A 17,546-nucleotide genomic window follows, 5' to 3' on the forward strand; every position below is an offset into this window, starting at 1 on the left:
GTAGTTCGTAGGACGGATACGTCAGATCCGGTTTGTTCAAACGCTATATCCCGCAGCTTTATCAGGACACCTGTGCGATGACAGGTATGCGGATGCGGTCTACCTTTAAGTACAACTTTATTGATGCGTGCCATATCGTGCCTTTCGCAGTTACGCATGACGATAAGGTTACCAATGGAATAGCACTGTGCCCAAACTTGCACCGTGCATTTGATAGGGGTCTGGTCAGTATAGATGAAAGTTATACCATTATGGTTTCCGACCATATTGATGAGCTGGAGGATCATCCTTATAGCCTATTAAAATTGAAAGGAAGAGAAATTTCTCTTCCCATAACACAATCCTATTATCCATCACAGCAAAACTTAGCCTGGCATCGGGAGAATGTATTTAAAGAATGATTTACTTATTTCCAAAGCTTTCTAGTTTCTAGAAATAGCTCTATCTGATTTAGCACAGTAGGAAGATTCTTAAGAATGTCCTGCGTCCAAAATCTAAATACGACGTAATCCATGTCTCGCAAGGCTCTATTGACGCGAATATCCTTTTGCATGTTGCGTTCGATCTTGGGAATCCAAAAAAGGCGGTTGGACTTGATGGTTTCGCGTTTGTTTTTCCAGTCGAATCCATGCCAAAATTCGCCATCCACAAATATCGCTAGTTTGTATTTTTTGATTACGATGTCGGGAGTTCCCGGAAGTGATTTGTCGTGCAGGCGGAATCGGATATTTCTTGACCATAGAGCCTGTCGGAGAATGAGTTCGGGTTTGGAATTACGGCTTTTGATTTTGGACATCATACCGCTTCGCTTACGACTGGTATAAAAACCAGCAGCTTCCTCAAAGCGGGGAACATAGATCTTGTTATTTTCGTAGTCGTAATTTGCCGTCATTTAAATATACAATATATAAAGTTTAAGTCCTCGATAATGGGATACACTATCTCGATGGGGTTGTTATATGATATCAGTTTTGTTGGTTAATGTAAAAATTTATCCACAAGCGTTAAAAGAAAATTATTAGGTTAAATTTAATATTAAAGGGTTGATTTTATTGATTTTTCGCTTTAGTTTGTTGTGATATAAGCTAAAAATATTAGGTTAGGTTTGATTAGGTGATTAACTCTTCAATAGCATTTAATTTCAATCTAAAGGAATTTAAATCCTTTCTGATTTTCTTACAAAGATCTTTGTCAAATTTTACTTCTTTATCTTTAATCTTAAAGTATTCGGTTCCATCTATACTCATTTGGAGTTCACAATGGGCAAATTGATTTCTAATAAGTATAACTTCTTCATTGTACTTGTTTGCAAAGTTGTCCTCTTTCATTATATCTAGAATTGCGCCCAGAGCGAAGACCTTTTGTGAAGAGTTGAATAATACATTGTCTCTTAAAATATCTTTTGCTTTTCTAGCCTCAGCTTTTTTATACTTCTCTTGAGCATTCTTGAAAATGTTGTCAAAAATCGATGTTAATACGGGTTGGATTTCTTGTTCAAGATTCGGATTTAAAAGTTGCTTCCGAACGATTTCTTCCATTTTAATATCTAATGAACTAGTTTCATGCATAATCATTCCTCTCATACTAATTATGTGTTGAAATTTGGAGATAGTGATTCTAATAACTTCAAGTACTGAGGAAAGTAAATTCTTATGATAGTCTTGTCCATCTAATTGGTAGAATGTAATTCTACTACTGTTGGCTAATTTTGTAGTAAATAACTCACTATTTGCAGAGTAAAAGAAAATTTCTGTTAAGGCATGTTTTTCATCCCTGATATAATCGATTACCTGATTTCCATGACTTTCATTTAAATTTAAATCTGTTATGATCAAATCATATGTTTGGTTATCTTTATATTGTTTTTTGAATTCATCAAAATCCTCCGCAATATCCAGTTGCACATCAAAAAATTCTTCTTCTAAATAATCTTGGATACTTTTCCTAAGTGAAGAAAAGGGTTTAGTTTCAATTTTGTCTTCAACCCAAATTATTTTATAATTAAGTTTCATAATGGTATTTTAATTTGAAATTCAGCTCCTTTAGACTTTGAGATATAATGTATTTCAGAGTTATACTTTTCAAGAATATTTTTTACATGATGCAAGCCAATGCCAGATCCGTCTGTATTGCTGTATCTGAAGTCAAAGATTCTATCTTTAATTTCTTCGGGGATTCCGTTTCCATTGTCTTGGAACGATAATATCAACAAATCTGACATTTTAATCCATTTAACTATAACTTCAGTTGAGCCCGCCTTACGACTATTTGAAAAGAGATTATCAATAATAACTGTAATTTCGAAAGGGCGAAATTTTATTTCCTTAAATAAACTAGTTTCTTCAACTATTATTTTTATGGGCCTCTTATTATGAATAAATGAATCTACAGGTTTGTATATATTTAATATATATTCATTGATAAAAGAAACAATATCCTTGGTAATTTTTTCGGCTTGGGTATTGAAACCTGCCATAGTAACAAATCTAGAGGCGCTTACAATCCGTTGAACTTCCATGCTAATATCTTTAATATCTTCTATTAAAAGTTCTTTAGGTTTTTCAGCATGAATTGAATCAATTAACGAATCTAAACTCCAAGTGATGTTTCCTGCTGTGTGAATTATCTGATGTTGAAGTGCAAATAAATCCTCTTTCTCCCTTCCTTCAAAGCTCTTGTCAAATAGCTTAACAGCAATTTCTCGGTCTAATTCATTTTTTAACTCTTCATTTTCTATAAGTTTTTGGAGCGCTTCTTCCTCCGCTTCCTCTTTTTGTAATTTGAGATGAGAAAGTTTTTTTTCAACATCTTTTATTGATCGTTTTATTTCCTCTTTGTCAAAATTTTCTTGATCAATCTTTTCGGAGATTTTTTTTAAGGAACCGTGCGCAGACTCATCGCTTTTTAACTCCAATATTTCAAGAATGTCGGGTGATATTACAAATCTTTTTACAGTTTTTGAATTTGATATTGAAGAAATTAACTTACTTAGATTTTGATTAACATCGAAAATGTATTCATTACTTTGTCCTTCATTTTTTAGGAATGAATTGTTAATATTAATGTAGTCATCTTCTGATAAAAAATTTCCCCAATCTGTGATATCGATAGTATATTTCTCTAATTTTTTTAAAGTTTCATAGAAGTGTTTTTCTAATATAAAATATGAACTAGTCTTAATTAAGCCATTCCCCCTGCTTGAAGTCTCTTTTAAATTATCATTATCTCCTAATATTGAAATAAACCCTAAAACTTCACGCGTCCCCAAATTTCTGGCATACCCCTGGCTTTTCCTTACATCCATATTAAAAGGATCTTCCCCTCTTTCTCCATAAGGATAAATTCGCATTCCATTTTTGTAAACGAAAACATGACCATATTCTACAGGTTGTACCCCCATCCTGCGAGTGAATGTGGTTTTAGCAGACTGATTTAAAAAGTAAATTGAATATTTTATATCTTTAAAATTAGTGTAATTATTCTCTTCTTCAATTTGGTAAACTAGTTCTCCTCCTTCGTATAGAGTGGTAATAATCAGTTCTTCTGATACGATTGATTCAATATAACTTGTTTTCAATTGCAATGTGTCAAAAATAGGATTTTTGATTTCTCCGTTAATAATTCGAAAATTACTTATTTCAGATTCTTCTAATTCACCCTTTCTAAATTTCCTTTTATTCTTTTCAATTTGTTTTTCATCAGCATCAATCTCATCTTCGACTGTTAAAAAAATTTTAAAAGAGTCGTCATGTTGAATTGCAGATGGATTGATTAGCCTAGCAAGAGAATCTTTGAGTGCTTCGAATTTATCTCTATTCCATATACTATGTAAATTTGAAATTTCCAGAACAGTGCCATTAGCGACATCAAAGGAACTTTTTCCTAGAGTTTCATGTAACACACTGATATTTATAAATTCATTATTACTATCTTCTTCAAACTTATTCCAATCTGTTACAAGGGCTTCAACATGTGCGTTCTCCTCATCTTTTAAAGTCTCAAGATACAGCTCACTACCTAATCTATCGCAAGAAAATCTACCTATCCCTTTTGCTCCCGCATATATTCTTTTAACCTTTATTTTATCTCTGTAATTTTTATAACTGTCTTCTTCATCGCCTTCTTTTTTTGAAGAGCGGGCTACGAATAACCATTTGTCTACTATATCACTGTAGCTCATGCCCTTTCCATCATCTTTTATAATTATTTTTCCATTCTGTGAATATATGTCTTCAAAAATTACGTCAACTCTTTTTGCATGTGCGTCGTAAGAATTTTTAACTAATTCAAATACAGCGATAAAATCGTCTGTTATTAAGTCACGCCCAATAATATTCTTTAAGGCCGAACTAATCTTAAATTTAAGCTCATTCTTCATAATTCTAATAACTTGTGAAGAACTAAACCAGCCTGTTCACCAAAGAGTGGGGGGATAGCATTACCTATTTGAGAATATCTTGGAACCTCTTGTGTTCGTCTATCGCCCCCAGTTGTATACTTATTGCGGAATCTATACCAGTCATTGAATGATTGTATGCGGGCATACTCTCTTACGGTAAAAATGCGTGGTTCACAATAATGGATATAATCATCTGGAAGCGTAGTAATAGTTGGGGTGGGAGATTGGCCACTCAATGGTATAATTGTTCTTTTTCTCAGATCATACTTTTCTCTTATTTCCTTGGATAGAGACTTTCCCTTCTCAGCATATTTCAATAAATATTCAAACTTTTGAATTGTCTTGATGCTATGTTTAGCAAAACGATGGCTATCAGGGACATTGTCCAAATAACCTCTCCGCATAAGTTTTTGATAACTCGATGATTCTTTATTATAAATACCTGATTTGAATCCTTTCGAATCGGGACAATCTGTTTCTTGGATCCTTAACAAGTCTGAAATAGCATCTTCTAGATTGTTGGTATGATTTATTCCTTTTGAATCTGCGAAAGTCTTCTTATTTGAAATTAAAAGCTTAAAAAAGTCATAAGGTTTATATTTTGAAACAACATCTTTTCTAATGCCAACTAAAATAAATCGAGTTCGTTTTTGAGGTACGCCAAATTCAGAAAAGTCTACAAGTTTACCATAAACTTCATAACCCAGGAACTTCTCCTTTTTCATTACACGTCTTAAGGAATTCTTGACATATTCTGAGTAGATTCGGCCTTTAACCTTGTTTTTATCAAATTTTTGAGTGAAACCTTTGACATTCTCAAAGAAAATTAGTTTTGGTTGGACTAAACGAATAAATCTAACGTAGGATTCTACTAATCTATTTCTTGTATCATTTTCAATACGTCTCCCAGCAGTTGAAAACCCCTGACATGGAGGCCCTCCTGCAACTAAGTCGATTGATCCGCGAAGCGATCTTAATTTGTCACCATAATTATTAATAATATCATTGATATCATGATTTTTGATCGGAAGCCATTCAGGCCAGTCAAAATGATTATGTTGATCTATTAAATTGTAACGAAGTGTTTCGAAAGCATCGGGACTTTTTTCAATAGCAAATTGTGCTTTCCATTCTTTAGAATTAAAAAAGCCAAGTGAAAGACCGCCACAACCAGCAAACAGATCAATATAGGTATTCTTAGACATGGATAAAAAATACATTTTTGTTTTTAAATAGACAAATTTTTTTTTGTTTTGTTCTGGTAATCAGTCTTGTATTTTTTTTATTATATCAACTTTTATTTAGATAACAGTCTTAATAGTTTGCAAAGTTTAAAAATGTTCTTTCTACAAAATATTGTTTTAATTTTTTCAGTTTGTCAATTTTAAATCGCCAAAATCGATACAAAAATCTCCTAAATCCGGAGTCTTTTCTCGTTTGATTCTCTCTTGTGGAGAAGAGGCATTGAGTCGAACAAACATATCCTCAATAGGGTCGTTTAATGTAGTTTGTATGGTGGAATAAGCTTCTATTAGTTGATACCAGGAACCCCACGCAGCAGTTTCATCCATTTCTATTCCTGTGAAATTAATTTGATTTCTTGCAAGCACAAAAAGGTATACTCGCTCAATCGTCCTTTTTTCTCCCAGCACATTTTCAAATTGAAGCGCATTCAAAATGGTACTATCATCAAAAGTGGACAACCACCTTTTTATTTTTGTTAGCCATTCGTTAGCTTTTGGGAAAAAATTATTTATTCGGCTAAATCGTTCTTTAATCGAATGAGAAAAAGGGTCTTGCCATTTTGAAAATCTTTTCCGTTCTCCCATTTAAGACAGATGCGCTCATAAGTTTTGCCAGTTGATTTTCCATTTATTTGCTAGTAGGTGTTTACACTTTTTTTGTACGCGCTTTTCTATTATTAATCTAAAAATATAGATCCAACGCTAGAATCAGCTCGTCTCGCTGCCATTTAGGATTACGCTTTTTTTTCATTGTAATAACTTTTCACCATAATTGCTCGCCTTTGTCCTCTAGATAGATGAAAATTGAATTCACCCTTAGATGTTAGAGGGAGGCGTATTATTGTCGCTAGGTTTAACAGCTTTCACAATATCTCTTAAAATTTCATTTTGTTCGCGCAGTGCTGCGGTGTGATCGCGTTTCGCTATTAGATATTTGCCGAGGAGACTTGATAGAACAAGGTGCAGCCCGAAAAGACAGATGGCAATAAATCCTCCGTAAATAACGTACATTAATAATCCGATTGATAACATAGTTTTTAGTTTATTTGTTAATGTATTTTTGTTTTAATGTTCTAAGCATTTGTATTATTCGCATACCTTTTCTCAATAAACCTGTATGTCTCATCGAAAATGATATCTATACGTAGAAAAATAATTCTTTCAAGCATATCAAGCCTATTCATTTCTTCGTGAATTCTAGTAAATTCATATTTCACTTTATCGAATTCAAAATTGGTTAGATTTATAGATGGAAACTGTCTTAAGAGATGAATTGGCGTATGAGACAAAATCGGTATCTTATGAACGATGCTATTGCCAATTATGAAATAATAGACAATAGTATTTTTTTCAAATTTCCATTGATGTAAATGTCCGGCAAAAGCAAAACAAAGTTGAAATTTACTTTCACTGCACCCAGAAGAATGGCCGTCTTCATCTGAAGGAAATAGAAGGACATAGCAAAAGTTGTCTGTTTCATTACCGCCAACTATTATTTCGTCGGTTTCCCAAATACCACCGGAAAATCCCTCTATTGGTATAATTCCAAAATCAACCTGTCCCATACTTACTCCAGATAATTTCTTTGTCATTTCATCCTCTATTAGTTTTTCCTAAAATTCTTTTAAATCTTTGATTTTAAGTCAATTAATCCATAATATTTCGTTAAAGTGACTAAGGGGTCTAGCCCTAGGCTATGAACAAAGTTTAAAACTTCTTCAATTGGGGCTTTCTTATTGTTGTCATTTACATATTTAGAAATTTTACCTGTTGGGATATTCGTCTCCTTTTCAACATTCTTTCTCTGGAAAGTATAGGTTCCAAAAAGCTGAGCAGCAGGAGATAGACCCTTTAGTTTATTAATTAGAAGATTTTTTGTTTTTATTGGATATATTCGATCTATCGTTGAATTGAATTTATCTTCGGGTATGCCAGAAAGATAATTTGCGACATAAATTATTGGAAATACTTCATCTGTATAAGGTATTGCGGTGGCTTCATGGCTCAAGGCATTGATCCTATCTGGAGTAATTCCAGTAATGTTTGATAATTTTGATTTATTTATTTTAAGCTCATCTAAATACGCCCCTAGTGGTGTGTTCATAATTACGGTATGTTTTTATACGATATTTGGTTTTAAAATTTCCATTTCTCGTATATAGTCCTTATATTTGTGATAGTTATTATAGCGACATAATTGAGAGGCCATTGAGCTTCTCTTACGATTGTCACTCATGAACGAAACCGTCAAATTCCACATGAGTAGATCGTGAGCTCGCGTTCTATTGGATTTTATTATCTTTGTATATATTTAATTCAATAGAGCGATGCTCATGTAAGTCTTCTGTGGACCCATAATCTCGATTATGGTGGCTCTTGACGGTGCCAGTTCAGATGCTTTGGGTATCGCTCTATTGGTTTTAATCCAATTTCACTTTCCCGAACTTCTTAGAGTGTGATCGTATTTATAGCCAAATGGATTATGACAAAACGATTTAAACACCGCCAAAAATGCCAGACTTACCTCAAGGAAGTAAGTATTCGGTTTCCCAATTTAATTCTAATTAGTAAGATTATTCGGGCTCCAGAATAATCAGGTTAAACAATATAAACCAAAATAGGGGATAGCGGCATCCGCATTATAGTTCGTGCCGAATCGGTATACACTAGAAAGGCCCTTAGACTAGGTTTCCCGATCTGTATCAGACACACTACACCCTTTAATTTTGTGTAATTAATAAAATTGCTCTTGCGAGACTTTAGACACCTTAAATGTAGCATTTTTATTTTTAAACAGCAAATTTAAAAACTATAACGCTGTATTGTAATTCTATATTAATAGATCGGGATTTTATTTCTTTCCGAGAGGAAGCGCCATAACGACCCCTATTGATGACTTGTAACTAACTTTTTGGCGTTTTGCGGATTCGTTAATTTTTTATTTGTTATACATGTAGTTTTTAAAATAAACTGCAAATGACAACCCTTTTTTAATGCAAAAAATTTGCAAATGGGGAAGCTATGCTCTTTTCAAAATATGGAGTAGGGCTGAAGTCATCTTTATTGAACCTATAAATGAACCAAAAATATTTAGATCTGCTACCATTTGAGCTAGCATTTTATGATATATATCTTGAAGGATATGATCCATTGAAAACAATCAGGGACTTTTGGGCCCATTATTCTATTGATGAATGCCATGAGCATATCAAAGAAGTGTATGAAAGTTTTGTTATGAAAAGTGACTATATAGATGTAACCGATCAGAATAAGAAATACGAATTTTTTATCGTTTTACTTCGCCTAATGATCGCTTATTTTATGGTACACTACCGAAAGATCAAAATTGATGATCTAAAGTTGTTATTTGCCGAGTCCTCAGATAAAATAGATACTGATTTTATAATCAGAAAAAGGATTCATGAATTTTTTGACCGCGTGAATAAGCAATTTTAAACAATAAGCAGATGACAAACAGATCTAATCTGATGGCTGCCTTATTGGATAAGGTAGCTCAACAAGCATCCGTAAAAGATGATGTAAAAAATAATTTAAAAAAAGTGCACTGCGCGTGGGATAAAAAGTACTCCCACAGTTGTATAGTATATAGTCTTCGGCAGATCACGTCGGTATGTACCCTTATACCGATGCCTAAGACCTCAAAAGGAATGTTTCATATAAGGGCAATTCTAATCCTGTTCCTTATAGTTCATATGTTTAGTTTATTAGCTCAAACGCCCCGCAAGGACAGCGGGGCGGAAGGGTTGCTCGTCATTTCTCCATTAAAGGTAGGCGACCGTCTGCCAGAAAGTTTATTCAATCTTCCTATTGAAGTAACCAATCACCCACAAGGCTACTCGTCTATAAGACTTGGTGACTATAGCAATAAAAAGCTTATACTTTTAGACTTTTGGGCGACCTGGTGTGGCAGCTGCATCCAAAAGTTTGATGAATTGGCGAAGATTCAGCAGCAGTTTGGATCTGACGTCTTGCTGCTTGGAGCTACAGAAGATTCAAAAGCTAAAGTCAATACATTTTTCGCTAAACGTGCTCAGAATAATTTACACCTGCTCAGCGCTGTCGGTAATAAGATGCTAGCATCATATTTCCCACATAAAATGATTCCCCACTATGTTTGGATCGGTGAGGGTAAAGTGGTCGCAGTGACATCTAGCGAAGCGGTATCAACAGCTTCAATACGAGATTACTTAAAGAATGGAATTGCTCCCGTATCGAACAAATACGATTTGGATAGGCAGGCCCCCTTGTTCTTATCTGAATATTATCCAGCATCCAATCCGCTGATTCACTATGCTATATTCACAAAAGGAACGTTTCGTGGCTACCCGCAAGGGGGTAATTTCAGGTACGATGATGGGAAAATAATTGGACGATCGTTTACCAACCTTTCTTTACTGGATATTTATGAGGGGATAGCACGCGGTATTTTTGATCGAATGAATGATCGTTACTCTGCCAAACGGAGGAAAATCAGGGTAAAACAACCAAGCCTGATAAAAGCTGACGCGTATAGTTTTGATTTTATTAACCCGCCGACAAAGGCTTCATCGCTCTACGCGGATATGTTGTCTTCCTTGAATAGCTACTCTGGATATCGAGGAACTGTCGAAAAGGTGGAAACGGATTGTTATGCGCTGATTGTAATTGACTCCGTAAAGGCGAAGCTATTGCATTCCAAAGGTGCCAAGGCTAAAAATACGTTGTTCAAAAAGGAGGGGGCTGCCTTGATCAATCTACCGATCAGCAATTTTGTCGCCCGTGCCGAGGAACTGGAATTTTTCCATTTGCCCATTCAAAATGAGACGGGTATCAAATCGAATGTTGATATCCTATTTGAACGGCAAGTAGATTCGTTTGCCGCCCTGCAACAGGAACTTTCCAACTATGGATTGGCGCTCAAACAGACGATTCGGCGCATGAATGCGCTTGTAATTAGTGATAGTGACACCACCAACAATTAACATCGATTTTATGAAAACATATATTAGCCTAATTGTCCTAGGGCTCACATTGTGCTGGACAACCGTTTTAGGCCAAAAAATAATAAAAGGAAAGGTAATTGCCGACGTAGATGAGACACCGCTTAGCGGTGCAACAATTTCAGTTAACGGTAAGCTTATAACCAAGACGGATAAATTGGGTGTTTTCTCATTGGAGATACATCCTAACGATACGGTCTTTAACATTACTTATATGGGTTTTATGCCATTTCGCACGCGTATTCAGAACTTGGTAGATCAGCCTATCTTCAAACTGAAGAAAAATGAAGCCATATTGGATGAAGTGCAGGTGTATACGGGCTACGAAGTGTTGTCCAAAGAAAAGACGACGGGATCCTTTACAAAAATAGGGACAGACCTGTTGGCACAGCAGGTGAGTACCAATATCTTGGATCGATTGGAGGCTGTAGGCAATGGTATTATGGTAGACCGAGGCACAAATGCTGCCGGCCGCATAACAGTTCGGGGTATAAGCTCTATCCGCGGCCCCAAGGAACCACTGATTGTACTGGATAATTTTCCTTACAATGGTGACCTCGATAATATTAACCCCAATACGATTGAAAGCATTACCATACTAAAAGATGCTGCAGCATCTTCGATATGGGGAGCAAAGGCGGCAAATGGCGTCATCGTGATTACAAGCAAAAAGCCCAAAAAAGGACAGTCCTTTGGCATCGACTTCAGCGCAAATAGTTCGTTGGGTAGTAAGCCGGACTTATTCGCCTTACCCAGAATATCGAGCACAGACTTTATCGATGTGGAGACGATGCTTTATGAAAAGGGCTATTATAATTCGTGGATAAATTCCACGAATAAAATGTTGCTCTCGCCAGTAGTGGAACGCCTGCTATACAATGATCTGCATGAACAGGGCAATCGAGCCAAAGCTAACCTGGATATTGACAAGCTGAGAGATCGCGATGTGAGAAATGATTATGCGAAGCATATCTACAAAAACGCACGCAATCAACAGTATATGTTGTCTTTAAGTGCGCGTGGAGAAAAGGTTTCCAATGTGTTGTCTGCCGGTTATGACCGGAATAAAGATGCTGTGGGTGCTACGTTTGACCGCCTAAATTTAAGGAACTATATCAGTTACAAACCAATAGAATCGCTAGAACTGAGCGCCGAAATGATCTATACAAATAAGCAGACTGCGAGTGGTAGACCGCAGTTTGCTGATCTAAAGCAAAATACCTTCACTATATTGCCCTATACTGCACTGGTTGACGAATCTGGTAATCCCTTGCCGATAGCAAAGACCTATCGTCAGTCGTTTACCGAGGGCCTAGTGAATAACTATGGACTACTTGACTGGAACTACTATCCTTTATCGGATTATAAACATGCGCGGCTAACGCGAAATGTTGATGATATTCTGTTCAATGCGGGGATAGACTTTCGTCCAATTTCTGGATTGACAGTGTCGGCCAAATATCAGTTTGAAAAACAGCGCTTGCTGACCGAAAATCTCAACGATGAAAACAGCTACTATGCACGCGATCTGGTGAATAGCTTTACCGAAATCGGGACAGATAACAAGTTGAATTATCGCATTCCGGTAGGTGGCGTCGTCGACAATGGCTATGCCTCCACAACTTCCAACAATTTTAGGGGGCAGGCAGCTTATCTGAACAAATGGAAAGTGCACGAATTGACAGCATTGGTCGGTGGAGAGGTCCTGCTACGCCATGATAAATCCAACTCGAGTAGGTTATATGGTTTTAATAAAGACATACTGACTTTCGGTACAGTGGATTATAAAAATCAATACCGGGATTTGGTTACAGGCATACTCCGATTTATTCCTGATAATGCAGGGATTGCTGAAAATCAACGGAATTTCCTCTCGTTTTTTAGCAGCATGGCGTATAATTATCGCGCGCGCTATTTTGTTACACTCAGTGCCCGAAGGGATGCTTCTAATCTATTTGGGCTGCGCACCAATGACCAATGGAATCCATTCTGGTCTGCCGGACTCGCGTGGAAAATGTCGGATGAAGCCTGGTATGGACTTAAAGCATTTCCGTTCCTCAAATTGCGCGCTACATTGGGTTCAAGCGGAAATATTGATCCGGCTATGAGTGCGGTTACCACAATACAATATCGTGGTAATTCACCCTATACCGGCGATCCTTTCTCCATATTTGCTAACTATAGCAATCCTCAGCTGCGGTGGGAGACAACGCGCACACTTAATTTTGGACTTGACTTTTCGGGGCTTAACAATCGCCTAAGCGGGAGCATCGATCTGTATAGGAAGCAGGGCAAAAATCTATTCGGCACATCACCGCTCGACTATACGACAGGGATATCTTCGCTAGTGCGCAACACGGCTTCCATGACCGGTAAGGGCTTGGATGTGCAGCTGAATTCTGTCAACCTGATAAAGGGGAATTTAAAGTGGGAGAGTACGTTAAATATGAGTATCGCTAAGGATAAAGTGACGGAATACTATTTGTCCTCGCAATCTGGAAGCAGCTTCGTATCGGCATCGGTACCCATTTCTGGGATTACGGGTAAACCTGTGTATAGTATATTTGCCTATAGATGGGCCGGACTGGACCCTGAAAATGGCAATCCAAGGGGATATATTGGCGATCAGCTGAGTACAGACTACCGGGCATTGGTGGGCAGCGGTACAACGGTGTCAGATCTTGCTTATTTTGGATCGGCCATACCGACACATTTTGGTTCTTTATTGAATTCTTTTTCCGTAAAAGGCTTTACCCTAAATATGGCGGTGTCGTACAAAATGGGGTACTACTTTAGAAAGCAGTCTATTAATTATCAAAATTTATTTTCTAATTGGGTGGGTAATGATGATTACGCAAAAAGGTGGCAACAACCGGGGGATGAAATGTTCACGGACGTACCATCACTTGTCTATCCTGCTTCCGTACAACGCGATGCCTTCTATGGTGGAAGCGAACCGCTGATAAGTAAGGGGGATCACATCCGCTTCCAATATATCAACCTCAGTTATGCGCTTCCAAGCAGCTTAGTGAAGAAACTGAACCTAAAAAGTATCACCACTTCCATTAATATAAACAATATAGGTATCATTTGGAGGGCTAATAAAGATCATATTGATCCCGACGCTTATTATATCAATCCAAGTATACCCACACCAAGAAGTTATACGCTTGCATTAAAATCGAGTTTTTAATTTTTAAATATGAATAGGATGAAAAAGATCGCAATACGATATATATTATTTTTACTTTCCATAGGCTTATGTGGATGCAATAAAATCCTCGATGAGAAGTCTGACAAAAAACTCGTCGTTCCTACCACCTTGACAGATTTACAGTCTATTTTGGATAATGCCCAACGGAATGTTTTTTCGGATCCCAGTGCAGGTGAAGTGAGTACCGACGACTATTACCTCTTGGACAAGGACTATAAGGCTTTGACTATCGATGCTGACCGACGATTGTATAGTTGGGAGGCGGATTATGTTTTTGAGGAGAAAAGTAATAGCTGGTCTTATGGATATGCAGCTATCTATGGAGCGAATACCGTATTGGAAGGGTTAGATAAGATGGATCGGAATGCCGCGGGGGCCGCTTTGTATGATGATATCAAAGGGCGGGCACTTTATCTCCGGGCCAAATCGATGCTACAGTTGGCTGCGTTGTACGTGCCGGCTTTCGATACGGAAACAGCTAGCGTCGAACTGGGGCTACCGATCCGTAAATCGACTGATTTCAATATCCCTACAACACGAGGTTCGGTATTGGAAACCTATACGATGATAGTAGATGATCTCAATCAAGCGGCTGAATTACTACCTATTACAGCCAAACAGGTGACCAGGCCTTCAAAGCCTGCAGCCTTTGGTTTGTTGGCTAGAACATATCTTTGGATGAGGCAATATGACAAGGCGGAGGTAGCCGCAACCGCCTGTCTTAAGCTTTTTAATACCCTGCTGGATTATAATCAGCTTAATACCGCAGCATTGTATCCATTTGCGCAGTTTAATGCCGAAACCATTTCTTTTTCTGTGATCGGACTGCCGGCTATTATGTCACCTGATATCGCGAAAATCTCACTGGGACTATATGAAGAATATGGTGAAGGTGATCTGCGAAAAGAGCTGTTTTTTAAACGAAATACAGATGGCTCGGTTAGTTTTCGTGGTGGATATACAGGTAATCAGACGCCTTTTGGTGGAATTTCTACCAATGAAATCATGTTGGTAAAAGCTGAAACGGGGATTAGGAATGGGAATTATATGGAAGGTATGCAGGTACTGAAAGACTTATTAAGTAAGCGATGGAAAACCGGATATACAGATGGCGCATTAAGCCAGGTTAACAATCCTGATGATGCCTTGCTGCTGGTTTTGAAAGAGCGACGAAAAGAACTGTTGATGCGCGGATTGCGTTGGATGGATGTAAAACGCTTGAACAAGGAAGGAAAGGGTATCTATATGCGACGTCTAATTGAGGGAAAGGAGTATGTATTGCCACCGAACGATAAGCGATACGCCCTTGCAATTCCTGAAGATATCATTACGCTTACAGGAATACAACAAAACCCACGATAGTTCGTGGGTTTTGATCAATGTTATGAAGCATATTAATTCCGTTTTGAAGTAGCGTAATTATCGCGTATTTCAGCACCAGTTTTTCCGTCTAGAAAATTTTGTAGAGACGATTGATCCGGAGCGTTATCAACAGGAACTTCGCAAGGAAGTGCTGTTCCCATGTTACAGCTAGGATGCGGTGTCTGCGAATAATTTTCGGCATCTTGGGCTTCAGCGAGTGAGCTTCCTTGGAAGTACCATATGTTTGTTGCTTTGGAAACGTTAGGTTTATCTGCTTTGTTCATTGCTTTAACAACGAAAAATGCACCTACAAATAAAGCGAATAAGGTGGCGACAAGTAGTCGCGCGTTTTTTAATGTAATCATAATTTTGTATGCACTTAAGTGCTTTAAATTCGTAATTCGGTTATGCGACAGGTTACTTTTTTAGCGCTTCGAACCTGTCATCACGAAGCTTTTGAGTTGTTGTCTTTTGTTTGTTTTTCTACGGAGCCACCTGCACCCAACAGACGGATTTCCTGGGTAGCCTTGCTGCTTATCGACATTGCCGGAATAGCGCAAATTTTCTTTTGTACTGTCTCATAATCGTGTTTCTTATTGGGCATTTCAGATAGCGCTTTCAGCTGTACTTTGACTTGCTTCAACCAAGCTTTAGGATGCTGACCTGCTTTCTCCGACCTGCTATTACAAAGTTGCAGTACAATTCCTGGTAAATGTTGGGGTTTTGGATACGATGTTTTGCGATTGCAAACCCAAAAAATTGGTGTAGCAAACCCAAAAAATTGGGCATAACTTGGACTTAGCATGCGGCCTTCGTTAGCGTATTCCCAGCAGCAGCAGTAAAAAAGAGGTCTGCCTCTTAAACCATATCGTGATGAAGAAGGTTACCAAATGGTAGAATGGGTATCAATACAAAAGGTAACGTAAATTATGTATGAACGCTTAAGGATTCTCGCTTCGCCACTTTTTATTCTTTTTCTGGTGCTGCTGCTCGTGAACGACTTCTATTTAAAAGGAGCATTCCACAATGCGCTGACAGGAAAGCTCTCCGATTTTAGTGGGCTTTTTATTTTCCCTATTTTCTGGTCGGCTATCTTTCCCAAACGGAAAGCCTTGATTTTTATAGCCACAGCAGTACTATTTGCCTTTTGGAAAAGCGAATATTCCACGGGGCTCATCCAATGGATGAATCCCTATTTTGGTGTAGGACGAACAGTCGATCTGTCCGATCTCATGGCATTACCCATGATCGGCTTGGCCTGGTTGTATACGAAGAGCGGATCACGGTCTGCCATTCCACCCGCATTCATGCTGCGCGTAAGTACTTACTTGATCGGTATGGTCGCTATGTTCGCTTTTTGTGCCACCACCCAGCCGCGATATATCCAAGCCTTTGAGCAACCGCAATATATCTTACTAAAGCATCCCACACTCAAAAATTTTGATCCTTCCTATGGATTTCAATTTTATAAAAAAGATTCGCTGCTTGTTGTTAAAATAGATTATCTATATACCAACAGGCCTGCCCGGAGCGATGATTACAATAAAAATAAAAATATCCAACAGCTCGATCAAGACGTGTTAAGCATTATTGGGGACAGTGCAACGCGTATTCCTGTTGGAACAATCACCCAGCTCACCATCCACACGGAGGATGGGACGGATTCGTTGCGATTTAACGGCGGACGCCTCGATGGACCATTGATAAGAACAAAAGGTAATACGCGGCTCATCGAAGGATTTTATAAGATGGGACTGGAAGACGCTACCTGGACACTCCAAGATAGTAGCAGTAACGATAGGGTGGTACAGACATTTGTCAACGGCGAGAAAACGCAGGTAAAGCAGTATAGCGGGGATAAACTCAAGTCCTCTTCCAAGGTAAACACACGTGCCGATACTATTTTCAATACCTATGTGCAATTGGCGATGCTGACTTTAGCGGTAGCCGCGATGTGCTTCCTATTGTACAGGAATAAGCGCACAGCAATACCTAAAACCCTAAAGCTCAGTTTGCTTTGGAAACTGCTGATATGGTTTCTGTCCCCACTGGTGGTATGGCTGCTTTACGTCGGCATCATGCTCTTGCTGATGAATTACGATGAGGATATTTTTGAAGCTATAGCAACAGCTATGTTTATTTTTATAGCGGTCTGCCCATTCATGTTTATCATTGTTTTTGCGATCAAACTGGCCAAGGAAATTGATGTGCTCTGGTACTGTCTCTTGTTTGCGCTTCTCCTCAGTATCTTTAAAACATATACCATGCTCGAAGCGCTGTCGAGCTAATAGGGTAGGTGCTATTTGATTAATAAATAATGGTAAATA

At 37.9% G+C, this 17,546-nt stretch carries 16 protein-coding genes; 6 read left to right on the top strand and 10 right to left on the bottom strand.

What is annotated here, in order from left to right; genetic code table 11:
• Positions 1 to 32: 32 nt before the first annotated feature.
• Complete coding sequence (locus B3E00_RS00005; RefSeq protein ID WP_293936061.1) at positions 33 to 401, top strand: HNH endonuclease; 369 nt, start codon at positions 33 to 35, stop codon at positions 399 to 401.
• A 5-nt stretch (positions 402 to 406) separates the two neighbouring features.
• Here B3E00_RS00005 and B3E00_RS00010 read toward each other — a convergent pair whose 3' ends face one another.
• The 8 genes from B3E00_RS00010 to B3E00_RS00045 all read right to left on the bottom strand — a co-directional run bounded on the left by B3E00_RS00010 (position 407) and on the right by B3E00_RS00045 (position 7,747).
• Positions 407 to 892: a very short patch repair endonuclease gene (locus tag B3E00_RS00010; protein WP_293936064.1), complete on the bottom strand. Its 486-nt coding sequence runs from the start codon at positions 890 to 892 to the stop codon at positions 407 to 409.
• 217 nt (positions 893 to 1,109) lie between these two features.
• Complete coding sequence (locus B3E00_RS00015) at positions 1,110 to 2,012, bottom strand: response regulator (RefSeq protein ID WP_293936067.1); 903 nt, start codon at positions 2,010 to 2,012, stop codon at positions 1,110 to 1,112.
• Positions 2,009 to 4,378 carry an ATP-binding protein gene (locus B3E00_RS00020; protein WP_293936070.1) on the bottom strand — a complete coding sequence of 790 codons (2,370 nt, stop codon included), beginning with the start codon at positions 4,376 to 4,378 and terminating at the stop codon, positions 2,009 to 2,011. Before B3E00_RS00020 ends, B3E00_RS00015 begins: the two co-directional genes overlap by 4 nt.
• Positions 4,375 to 5,604 (bottom strand): DNA cytosine methyltransferase, encoded by a 1,230-nt coding sequence (locus B3E00_RS00025; RefSeq protein ID WP_293936072.1) that lies wholly within the window; start codon positions 5,602 to 5,604, stop codon positions 4,375 to 4,377. Before B3E00_RS00025 ends, B3E00_RS00020 begins: the two co-directional genes overlap by 4 nt.
• Before the next feature lie 165 nt (positions 5,605 to 5,769).
• Positions 5,770 to 6,228: a hypothetical protein gene (locus tag B3E00_RS00030; protein WP_293936074.1), complete on the bottom strand. Its 459-nt coding sequence runs from the start codon at positions 6,226 to 6,228 to the stop codon at positions 5,770 to 5,772.
• A 231-nt stretch (positions 6,229 to 6,459) separates the two neighbouring features.
• A complete protein-coding gene (locus B3E00_RS00035; protein WP_293936077.1) occupies positions 6,460 to 6,675 on the bottom strand; it encodes a hypothetical protein in 216 nt (71 codons plus the stop codon).
• A 41-nt stretch (positions 6,676 to 6,716) separates the two neighbouring features.
• Positions 6,717 to 7,235 carry a hypothetical protein gene (locus B3E00_RS00040; RefSeq protein WP_293936079.1) on the bottom strand — a complete coding sequence of 173 codons (519 nt, stop codon included), beginning with the start codon at positions 7,233 to 7,235 and terminating at the stop codon, positions 6,717 to 6,719.
• A gap of 32 nt (positions 7,236 to 7,267) precedes the next feature.
• Positions 7,268 to 7,747, bottom strand: coding sequence for a hypothetical protein (locus B3E00_RS00045; protein WP_293936081.1), 480 nt, complete (start codon positions 7,745 to 7,747; stop codon positions 7,268 to 7,270).
• A gap of 971 nt (positions 7,748 to 8,718) precedes the next feature.
• Here B3E00_RS00045 and B3E00_RS00050 point away from each other — a divergent pair.
• Genes B3E00_RS00050 through B3E00_RS00065 form a run of 4 tightly spaced genes read left to right on the top strand, consistent with a single transcriptional unit; the run spans position 8,719 to position 15,219 of the window.
• A complete protein-coding gene (locus tag B3E00_RS00050) occupies positions 8,719 to 9,099 on the top strand; it encodes a hypothetical protein (RefSeq protein WP_209575224.1) in 381 nt (126 codons plus the stop codon).
• Between the two features lie 11 nt (positions 9,100 to 9,110).
• Positions 9,111 to 10,625: a TlpA family protein disulfide reductase gene (locus tag B3E00_RS00055; protein ID WP_293936086.1), complete on the top strand. Its 1,515-nt coding sequence runs from the start codon at positions 9,111 to 9,113 to the stop codon at positions 10,623 to 10,625.
• 10 nt (positions 10,626 to 10,635) lie between these two features.
• Entirely contained in the window at positions 10,636 to 13,836 is a 3,201-nt protein-coding gene (locus B3E00_RS00060; protein WP_293936089.1) for a SusC/RagA family TonB-linked outer membrane protein, read from the top strand.
• Between the two features lie 18 nt (positions 13,837 to 13,854).
• Positions 13,855 to 15,219 carry a RagB/SusD family nutrient uptake outer membrane protein gene (locus B3E00_RS00065; protein ID WP_293936092.1) on the top strand — a complete coding sequence of 455 codons (1,365 nt, stop codon included), beginning with the start codon at positions 13,855 to 13,857 and terminating at the stop codon, positions 15,217 to 15,219.
• Between the two features lie 32 nt (positions 15,220 to 15,251).
• Here the strand turns inward: B3E00_RS00065 and B3E00_RS00070 are convergent, their stop codons facing one another.
• Positions 15,252 to 15,584 (bottom strand): hypothetical protein, encoded by a 333-nt coding sequence (locus tag B3E00_RS00070; protein ID WP_293936095.1) that lies wholly within the window; start codon positions 15,582 to 15,584, stop codon positions 15,252 to 15,254.
• Between the two features lie 80 nt (positions 15,585 to 15,664).
• Positions 15,665 to 16,024: a hypothetical protein gene (locus tag B3E00_RS00075; RefSeq protein WP_293936098.1), complete on the bottom strand. Its 360-nt coding sequence runs from the start codon at positions 16,022 to 16,024 to the stop codon at positions 15,665 to 15,667.
• A gap of 124 nt (positions 16,025 to 16,148) precedes the next feature.
• Between B3E00_RS00075 and B3E00_RS00080 the strand changes: the two genes are divergently transcribed.
• Entirely contained in the window at positions 16,149 to 17,507 is a 1,359-nt protein-coding gene (locus B3E00_RS00080) for a hypothetical protein (RefSeq protein ID WP_293936100.1), read from the top strand.
• Positions 17,508 to 17,546: the final 39 nt, after the last annotated feature.

The sequence above is a fragment of the Sphingobacterium sp. UBA5996 genome (assembly GCF_002429765.1).
GTDB lineage: Bacteria > Bacteroidota > Bacteroidia > Sphingobacteriales > Sphingobacteriaceae > Sphingobacterium.

What these genes read in the sequence shown, in the direction of transcription:
- B3E00_RS00020 (WP_293936070.1), bottom strand. Translation starts at nt 4,378, where the DNA reads ATGAAGAATGAGCTTAAATTTAAGATTAGTTCGGCCTTAAAGAATATT.
- B3E00_RS00010 (WP_293936064.1), bottom strand. Translation starts at nt 892, where the DNA reads ATGACGGCAAATTACGACTACGAAAATAACAAGATCTATGTTCCCCGC.
- B3E00_RS00040 (WP_293936079.1), bottom strand. Translation starts at nt 7,235, where the DNA reads ATGACAAAGAAATTATCTGGAGTAAGTATGGGACAGGTTGATTTTGGA.
- B3E00_RS00015 (WP_293936067.1), bottom strand. Translation starts at nt 2,012, where the DNA reads ATGAAACTTAATTATAAAATAATTTGGGTTGAAGACAAAATTGAAACT.
- B3E00_RS00080 (WP_293936100.1), top strand. Translation starts at nt 16,149, where the DNA reads ATGTATGAACGCTTAAGGATTCTCGCTTCGCCACTTTTTATTCTTTTT.
- B3E00_RS00075 (WP_293936098.1), bottom strand. Translation starts at nt 16,024, where the DNA reads ATGCTAAGTCCAAGTTATGCCCAATTTTTTGGGTTTGCTACACCAATT.
- B3E00_RS00060 (WP_293936089.1), top strand. Translation starts at nt 10,636, where the DNA reads ATGAAAACATATATTAGCCTAATTGTCCTAGGGCTCACATTGTGCTGG.
- B3E00_RS00055 (WP_293936086.1), top strand. Translation starts at nt 9,111, where the DNA reads ATGACAAACAGATCTAATCTGATGGCTGCCTTATTGGATAAGGTAGCT.
- B3E00_RS00035 (WP_293936077.1), bottom strand. Translation starts at nt 6,675, where the DNA reads ATGTTATCAATCGGATTATTAATGTACGTTATTTACGGAGGATTTATT.
- B3E00_RS00070 (WP_293936095.1), bottom strand. Translation starts at nt 15,584, where the DNA reads ATGATTACATTAAAAAACGCGCGACTACTTGTCGCCACCTTATTCGCT.
- B3E00_RS00045 (WP_293936081.1), bottom strand. Translation starts at nt 7,747, where the DNA reads ATGAACACACCACTAGGGGCGTATTTAGATGAGCTTAAAATAAATAAA.
- B3E00_RS00030 (WP_293936074.1), bottom strand. Translation starts at nt 6,228, where the DNA reads ATGGGAGAACGGAAAAGATTTTCAAAATGGCAAGACCCTTTTTCTCAT.
- B3E00_RS00050 (WP_209575224.1), top strand. Translation starts at nt 8,719, where the DNA reads ATGAACCAAAAATATTTAGATCTGCTACCATTTGAGCTAGCATTTTAT.
- B3E00_RS00065 (WP_293936092.1), top strand. Translation starts at nt 13,855, where the DNA reads ATGAAAAAGATCGCAATACGATATATATTATTTTTACTTTCCATAGGC.
- B3E00_RS00025 (WP_293936072.1), bottom strand. Translation starts at nt 5,604, where the DNA reads ATGTCTAAGAATACCTATATTGATCTGTTTGCTGGTTGTGGCGGTCTT.